The organism is Quadrisphaera sp. KR29, assembly GCF_052644995.1.
In genome coordinates this window covers 232,044-238,699 of the sequence record NZ_JBQXXG010000005.1, presented here as the reverse complement: position 1 = coordinate 238,699, position 6,656 = coordinate 232,044, and the positions used below count along the sequence as shown (strand labels likewise).

Here is a 6,656-nt window from a genome sequence, read left to right as displayed (position 1 = left end):
GTCGACGGCCGCCTGGTCAGCAACAGCCCGAGCCTTCAGCGCCTCGCCGGTCAGCGCCGGGCCGCCTGCGGCGGCGCGGGCAGCGTCCTCACCGGCCCGCTGGTCGGCCAGGGCCTGCTCGCGGGCGGCGCTCTCCCGCTCCAGCGCCGACAGGTAGGACGTCGTGCGCACGCTGGAGAGCTCCTCCAGCAGCCAGGTCCCCGCACCCGCAGGCAGCGCCCCGGCGGCCATCGCGGCTGCCACGTCGCGGTGGCAGCCGACCGCGGCCAGGCCGCGTTCGACCATCGCCTCCCCCGCACTGCTGCCGATCCCGAGGCGGGCGCACAGCTCCGTCGGTGCGGTGGAGCGCACCCGGGTGGCCCACGGACGCCCCTTCCCGTCAGCAGCCGAGGCGGCGCGCGCCTGCGCCAGGTCGGCTTCGGCCTCGGACTGGCGGCGGGTAGCGAAGACCCCGGCGAGCAGGTCGCGGTGGGCGGCCAGCGCGGAGATCTGCCGCTCACACGCCGCGACGGCCTCGACCAGCTCCGCGTCCGAGACGGCTGACCCGGGAGGCCTTGAGTCGTGGCCCAGCTGGGGCGACTCCGCGCCCTCCGAGCCCTCAGACCGGTTCGAGCCCTGGGCGGCCGGGCCATCGTCCGCCCCCTCGAGAGCAGCAGCGACGTCGGTGGAGCGGCACGACGCCTCCAGGTCGGCGGCGAGGTCGGCCCACAGCCCCTCCACCGCCCGCACCAGCTCCACCCCGGGCCTCAGCGCAGCCCACGCCAGCGCCGCCTGGTCCCGCACCCCGACCAGGCACGCCTCCGGCGGCAGCGCCGGCCGCCCCTCGGCCGATCCGTCGGCCGGTCCGTCGGGCGGCCGGGCGCCCTCGTCGTCGTCCTCGAAGGGACCGTCGAGCAGCCGCACCTCGGGGTCGAGTTCGTACTCGGCGGGGTGCACGTCCGCGGCCTGCCACCACAGGCGCGCCGCGAGGCGCTCCTCCAGCAGCGAGACCGACGTCGAACTCATGTCCACATCACACCACCCACCACCGACAGCCCGGAGTGCGCGACGGGCGCCGGGCGCGTCAGGTGAGCACGCGCACCGGGGAGCCGGCCAGCCAGGCGGCGACGTCCTCGACGGCGTCGCGGTAGAAGGTGCGGTACGTCGCCTCGCTGACGTAGCCGACGTGGGGGGTGAGCACGGTGCGCGGCGCGGTGCGCAGCGGGTGGTCCTCGAGCAGCGGCTCGACGTCGTAGACGTCCAGCCCCGCACCGCCCAGGTGCCCCGAGCGCAGCGCGTCGAGCAGGGCGGCCTCGTCGACCAAGGGGCCCCGTGAGGTGTTCACCAGCAGCGCCCCCGGCTTCATGAGCGCCAGCTCGCGGGCACCGATGACGCCGCGCGAGCGCTCGGACAGCTTCAGGTGCAGCGTCACGGCGTCGGAGCGGGCCAGCAGCTCCTCCTTCGACGTCGGCTCCACGCCCAGGCCGCGGGCGAGGTCGGCGTCCAGGTGCTGCGACCACGCCAGGACGTCCATGTCGAAGGCCTGCGCCACCCGCGCCACCCGCTGGCCGAGCTTGCCCAGGCCCATGACGCCCAGCACCGCGCCGGCGAGGTCGCCGCCGATACCCGAGGCCCGGTCCAGGCGCTGCTGCCACGCCCCGGCGCGGACCCCGGCGTCCAGGCGCGGCACCTGCTTGACCAGCGCGAGCAGCAGCGCCCAGGTCAGCTCCGCGGTGGCGGGCTCGACCATGCCCGTGCCGCACACCAGCACGCCGCGCTCACGGCAGGCGCCGATGTCGACGGCGGCGTTGCCCATCCCCGTGGTCACCAGCAGGCGCAGGTCGGGCAGGTCGGCCAGCAGCTCCGCGTCGAACGCCGTCCGCTCGCGCATGACGACCACCGCGGTGGCCCCGGCCAGCGCGCCGCGCAGGGCCGCGCCCGTCAGGTGCTGGTGGACGACGTCGACGGCGACGTCGTCGGGCAGCGAGCCCCAGTCCGCGCTGTCGAGCGCGACGCGCTGGTAGTCGTCGAGCACCACGGTCCGCACGCGGTGACGCTACGCGGCGGCGGTGCCGCGTGCGCCCGGGCCGCCGGCCGGGCGGCCCGGCCGGTCAGCGGGAGGTGCTGGCCGGGACCCGGGTGATGGTCGTCCAGGTGCTGCCGCCCTCGTCGAAGCAGCCGGCGCACTCGCAGGCGGGCCAGACCAGCCCCTGCGTGTGGCGGCGCGGCTGAGGGATGAGGCCGGGCTCGACGGCGTGCAGGTCCAGGGAGAAGGCGTCGTGTGCGTCCACGGGTCAAGCATCACGCTCCGCAGCCGGTTCCGCTGGCGTTCCGGACGCTCTCCAGACACCTGCCAGCCACCCGTCGGACTGCTGTCATCCACCGGCGAGCCGCCCGGACCCGCCCCACCACGGCGCCGGGCCACGGGGTCGGGAGCCGGTGGACCTGCCGGCTGCCGCGGGCCAGACTGCGGCGCGTGGGACTGCAGGACCGGGGCGACGTCGTGACGTCCGAGGCGGAGCTGCGCGCCCTGGTCGGCCAGCCCGCCCCGGTCGCGCCGGCCAAGCAGCGCGACCGCCTCCACGGGCTCGACAGGGCCTGGCTGGCGGCGTCCCCGTTCTGCCTGCTCGCCACGGCCGGCGCCGACGGGCGCTGCGACGTCTCGCCCAAGGGCGACCCGCCCGGCTTCGTGCGCGTGCTGGACGACCGGACCGTCGCCGTCCCCGAGCGGCCCGGCAACCGCCGCGTGGACGGGTTCCTCGACGTGCTGGCCATGCGCTCAGAGTTGTGGGACACCGCCACCTGGGACGGCGGTGAGCGCGCCGTCGGCGCCGGGGTGCCGAGCCGGGCGCACCTCGCCAAGGCCCTCGAGCGGCCGGACACCCCCTTGGAGGAGCTGCAGCGCTACCACGGCTCGCGCTACGCCGACGGGCTCTACCGGTGACCGCCGGGCTGGGCGCCGCCGCGGACCGCGGCGTGGGGGACGGCGGCGCCGGGGCCGGCGGCGCCGGGCGGGTGCTCTCGGTCAACGTCGGGCGCGAGCGGCCCATCGCCGCCAAGGGCGGCACCACGGGCATCGACAAGCGCCCCGTGGCCGGGCCGGTGGCCGTGCGGGCGCCGGGGCCGAAGCTCGCGGGGCGCAGCGGCGCCAGCGGGCTCGCCGGCGACCACATCAGCGACACCGCGCACCACGGCGGCGACGACCAGGCGGTCTACGCCTACGCCCGCGAGGACCTCGACGCGTGGGGCCGCGAGCTGGGCAGGGACCTGCCCGGCGGCGCCTTCGGGGAGAACCTCACCACGGAGGGCGTCGACGTCAGCGGCGCCGTCATCGGCGAGGTGTGGGAGGTCGGGACGGCGCTGCTCCAGGTGAGCTGTCCCCGCGTGCCGTGCGTGACGTTCGCCGTGTGGCTGGACCAGGAGCGGTGGGTGCCGCGCTTCACCGAGGCCCGCACGCCGGGCGCCTACCTGCGCGTGCTGCGCGAGGGGCACCTCGCCGCCGGGGACGCCGTGCGGGTGGTGTCGCGGCCCGCGCACGGGGTGGACGTGCGGACGGTCTTCGCCGCGACGACGACGAGCCCGGAGCTCCTGCCGCTGCTGCGCGAGGTGCCCGAGCTGCCCGCCGAGGACCGCGCGCAGCTGCTGCGCCGCCTCGGCGCCTGACGCGCGAGCCGGGTCCGCCGGGCCCGGGTCAGTCCAGCCACCACGTGGCCAGCGGGCTGAGCACCGCGCAGCCGACGAGCACCGCCGCGGACAGCGCCGCCACCGCGGCGGCCGGGCCGACCTGTCGCGGCGTGCGCCCCCCACGCACCGAGGCCACCGCGTCGACCCCGGCCACGAGGAGCCCGACGAAGCCGACCAGGGGGGTGGTGACGATGGCGAGGTAGCCGAGCAGCTGGGTGGTGGCCGAGGGAGGGACGGGCAGGTCCCGCGGGGCGGGCGCTGCGCTGGCCAGCCGGTCCAGCGGCACGCGCTGCAGGTCGTTGACGAGGTAGCCGTGCCCGACCGTGAGGGCGAAGAGCGCCGCGCAGCCGAGCACCGCCCCGGCGAGCAGCAGCAGGTGCGGCAGGCGCAGCGGCTCCAGGGAGGGGGCGAGGTCGGCGCTGACCGCGTCGTCGTGGACGCTCACCCACAGATGGTGGAGCGCCGCTGACCTGCGGCGCAAGGACGACGCGCCCCACGGGGCCGGGGGCTCAGCAGTCCGGGGGGAGGCCCGGCATCGCCGAGAGCCGCTCAGCGACGTCGACCAGCGCCCTCAGGTGCTCGGGCTCCAGCGGGGTCAGCACGTGGGTGCGGACCGCCTCGACGTGCCCCGGAGCCGCAGCGACGACGACGTCCCACCCGGCGTCCGTGAGCTCCGCCACGGTGAACCGGCCGTCGGCGGGGTCGGGCGAGCGCTGCACGAGTCCGCGGTCCTCGAGCTTCTTCACCACGTTGGACAGCCGCGAGAGCGACCCGCTGGCCAGCCGCGCCAGGGAGCTCATCCGCGCGCTGCGGCCCGGCTGCATCGACAGGGAGCTGAGGACCATGTACTCGAACAGGCTCAGGCCCGATTCCCGCTGCAGCTGCGCGTCGAGCGGGCCCGGCAGCAGGGAGGCCAGGCCGACGACCGCCTTCCACGCCTCCTGCTGCTCGTGGGTCAGCCACCCGCCGGGCGGGCCGTCGGTGCTGGTCACCGCGGCTCCTCGCCCTCCGGCGCCCGCCGCGGGAGCCGTCGCGCGGCCGTCCTCGCCGCAGGGGTCCTCCGCCACCCCTCGACGGTAGTGCGCCGCGCCCCTCGGCGTCGCCACCCGGACGAATGACTCCAAGCCTGAAGTGACGTGGTACCTTCACTTCACCCGTGAAGTCACGGCCCGAGCGAGGAGATCCCATGAGCCTGTTCCGCCTGGACGCCAGCATCCGCGTCGACGGCTCCGCCAGCCGCGAGCTGGCCGACGCCGTCGAGGCCGAGTGGCGCGACGCCCACCCGGGCGACGCCGTCGTGCGCCGCCACGTGGGCACCGAGCCGGTGCCGGCCACCGCCTGGGGCGAGGCCGTCGCCGGGGCGATGACCCCCGAGGACGCCCGCACCCCCGAGCAGCGCGGCGCGCTGGCCCTGGCCTCCGAGCTGGTCGACGAGCTGACGTCGGCCGACGCCGTGCTGCTGGCCGTCCCGCTGTACAACTACGGCGTCTCCCAGCACCTGAAGGCGTGGGTCGACCTCGTCATCGCGGGCAGCAGCCCCGGCTCCCGCCTGCTCGAGGGGACCCCCACCGTGCTCGCCACCGTCCGCGGCGGCAGCTACGGCGCCGGCACGCCGCGCGAGGGCTGGGACCACTCCACCGGCTACCTGCGGCGCATCCTCGCCGACGTGTGGGGCGCCGACCTCACCGTGGTCGAGCGCGAGTTCACGCTCGTGGGGGTCAACCCCGCGCTCGACGCCTTCACCGAGCAGGCGAGGGTCCTGCACACCGAGGCGCTGTCGGCCGCCCGCGAGGCCGGTCGCGCGCTCGGCGTCGTCCCCGTCGCCTGACCGCCGGCCGGACCCGCCGCCCGGCTGCGCCACCGCCCACCCGGTGGTGCAGCCGCAGCGGGGGAGCCGCCACGGGCCGCACCGGCCGGGTCGAGGATGGGCGGCGTGGACCTGGACGCCGCCGTCGTCGCCCGCGAGGAGCTGCGCCACAACCCGCTCAACGAGGTCACCGCGTCGGTGGAGCGCGTCAGGCTCGCCGACGGGCGGACGCTGGTGCGCAAGGAGCTGCGCGCGCTGGCCGCCGGGGCGGTGCCGGCATCGCGCCCGTGGGCCGCCTCCGACGACCCGCGCCACTGGAACTCCTGGCGGCGCGAGGCCGACGTCCACCGCGACGCCGCCGTGCGCGCCGGCCTGGCCGGCACCGGGCTGGACCTGCCGACCTGCCAGGTGCAGGACGTCGAGGGCGGGCGCGGGGCGGTGCTGTGGCTGGAGGACGTCGGGGGCCGCCCCGGCGAGCGCTTCGAGCTGGCCGACCACGCCGCGCTGGCCACCGGGCTCGGCCGCTGGCAGTCGCGGGGTCCGCAGGAGGCGCCGTGGGCGTCGCGGGGCTTCCTGCGGCAGTACTCCGGCAGCAAGCGCGTGGCCTGGGACCTCGTCGACGACGACGACGCCTGGCGCCAGCCGCTGGTCCGCGGCACCTGGCCGCCGTCCCTGCGGGCCGGGTGGCTGCGGCTGCTGGCGGCCCGCGAGCAGCTGCTGCGGGTGGAGGAGTCCCTGCCCCGCACGCGCAGCCACCTCGACGTGTGGGTGGCCAACGAGGTGCGCCGCCCGAGCGGTGCGGTGGTGCTGCTCGACTGGGCGTTCACCGGGGACGGGGCGGTGGGGGAGGACCTGGGCAACCACGTCCCGGACGCCGTGCTCGACCTCTTCTGGCCGGCGGAGCGCTTCGAGGAGCTCGAGGAGGCGTGCACGTCCGCCTACCTGACCGGACTGCGCGAGGGCGGGTGGCGCGGCGGCACCGACGAGGCGCGCCTGGGGGTGCTCGCCTCCTGCGTGAAGTACGCCTGGCTGCTGCCGCGGCTGCTCCAGGACGCGGGCGCTCCGGAGCACCGGGCCTACCACCGCAGCGCGGACCCCGGGCACCTGTACGCCCAGCGGGGCGTGGTGCTGGCGCACCTGGTGCGCTGGTGCGACGAGGCGCTGGTCCTCACCGGGAGCCGCTGAC

Annotated in this window: 9 protein-coding genes; 4 read left to right on the top strand and 5 right to left on the bottom strand. The window is 77.1% G+C overall.

The genetic code is table 11. The annotated features are described in order from the left end of the window. The 3 genes from ACUN9U_RS06870 to ACUN9U_RS06860 form a co-directional block, all read right to left on the bottom strand. Positions 1-1,005, bottom strand: a 1,005-nt coding sequence (locus ACUN9U_RS06870) for a hypothetical protein (RefSeq protein WP_445484173.1), incomplete at its 3' end; no start/stop codon positions are given. Positions 1,006-1,063: 58 nt separating this feature from the next. Continuing rightward, positions 1,064-2,026: a D-2-hydroxyacid dehydrogenase family protein gene (locus ACUN9U_RS06865; protein WP_445484172.1), complete on the bottom strand. Its 963-nt coding sequence runs from the start codon at positions 2,024-2,026 to the stop codon at positions 1,064-1,066. 64 nt (positions 2,027-2,090) lie between these two features. Then, complete coding sequence (locus tag ACUN9U_RS06860) at positions 2,091-2,270, bottom strand: hypothetical protein (protein ID WP_445484171.1); 180 nt, start codon at positions 2,268-2,270, stop codon at positions 2,091-2,093. A gap of 191 nt (positions 2,271-2,461) precedes the next feature. On the opposite strand from ACUN9U_RS06860, the gene ACUN9U_RS06855 reads away from it, so the two are divergent. Then, positions 2,462-2,923, top strand: a complete 462-nt coding sequence (locus tag ACUN9U_RS06855; protein WP_445484193.1) for a pyridoxamine 5'-phosphate oxidase family protein — start codon at positions 2,462-2,464, stop codon at positions 2,921-2,923. Positions 2,924-2,994: 71 nt separating this feature from the next. Then, on the top strand, positions 2,995-3,642 hold the full coding sequence (locus ACUN9U_RS06850) for an MOSC domain-containing protein (protein ID WP_445484192.1): 648 nt from the start codon (positions 2,995-2,997) through the stop codon (positions 3,640-3,642). A 28-nt stretch (positions 3,643-3,670) separates the two neighbouring features. Here the strand turns inward: ACUN9U_RS06850 and ACUN9U_RS06845 are convergent, their stop codons facing one another. Further along, positions 3,671-4,108 (bottom strand): hypothetical protein, encoded by a 438-nt coding sequence (locus tag ACUN9U_RS06845; protein ID WP_445484170.1) that lies wholly within the window; start codon positions 4,106-4,108, stop codon positions 3,671-3,673. Between the two features lie 64 nt (positions 4,109-4,172). Further along, positions 4,173-4,655, bottom strand: a complete 483-nt coding sequence (locus ACUN9U_RS06840) for a MarR family winged helix-turn-helix transcriptional regulator (RefSeq protein ID WP_445484169.1) — start codon at positions 4,653-4,655, stop codon at positions 4,173-4,175. Positions 4,656-4,849: 194 nt separating this feature from the next. Between ACUN9U_RS06840 and ACUN9U_RS06835 the strand changes: the two genes are divergently transcribed. Continuing rightward, positions 4,850-5,491: an FMN-dependent NADH-azoreductase gene (locus ACUN9U_RS06835; RefSeq protein WP_445484168.1), complete on the top strand. Its 642-nt coding sequence runs from the start codon at positions 4,850-4,852 to the stop codon at positions 5,489-5,491. Positions 5,492-5,596: 105 nt separating this feature from the next. Next, a complete protein-coding gene (locus tag ACUN9U_RS06830) occupies positions 5,597-6,655 on the top strand; it encodes an aminoglycoside phosphotransferase (protein ID WP_445484167.1) in 1,059 nt (352 codons plus the stop codon). The last annotated feature ends 1 nt before the right edge of the window (position 6,656 follow it).

Excerpts from the sequence above, each read along its gene's own strand:
- ACUN9U_RS06835 (WP_445484168.1), top strand. The coding sequence starts at position 4,850 with ATGAGCCTGTTCCGCCTGGACGCCAGCATCCGCGTCGACGGCTCCGCC.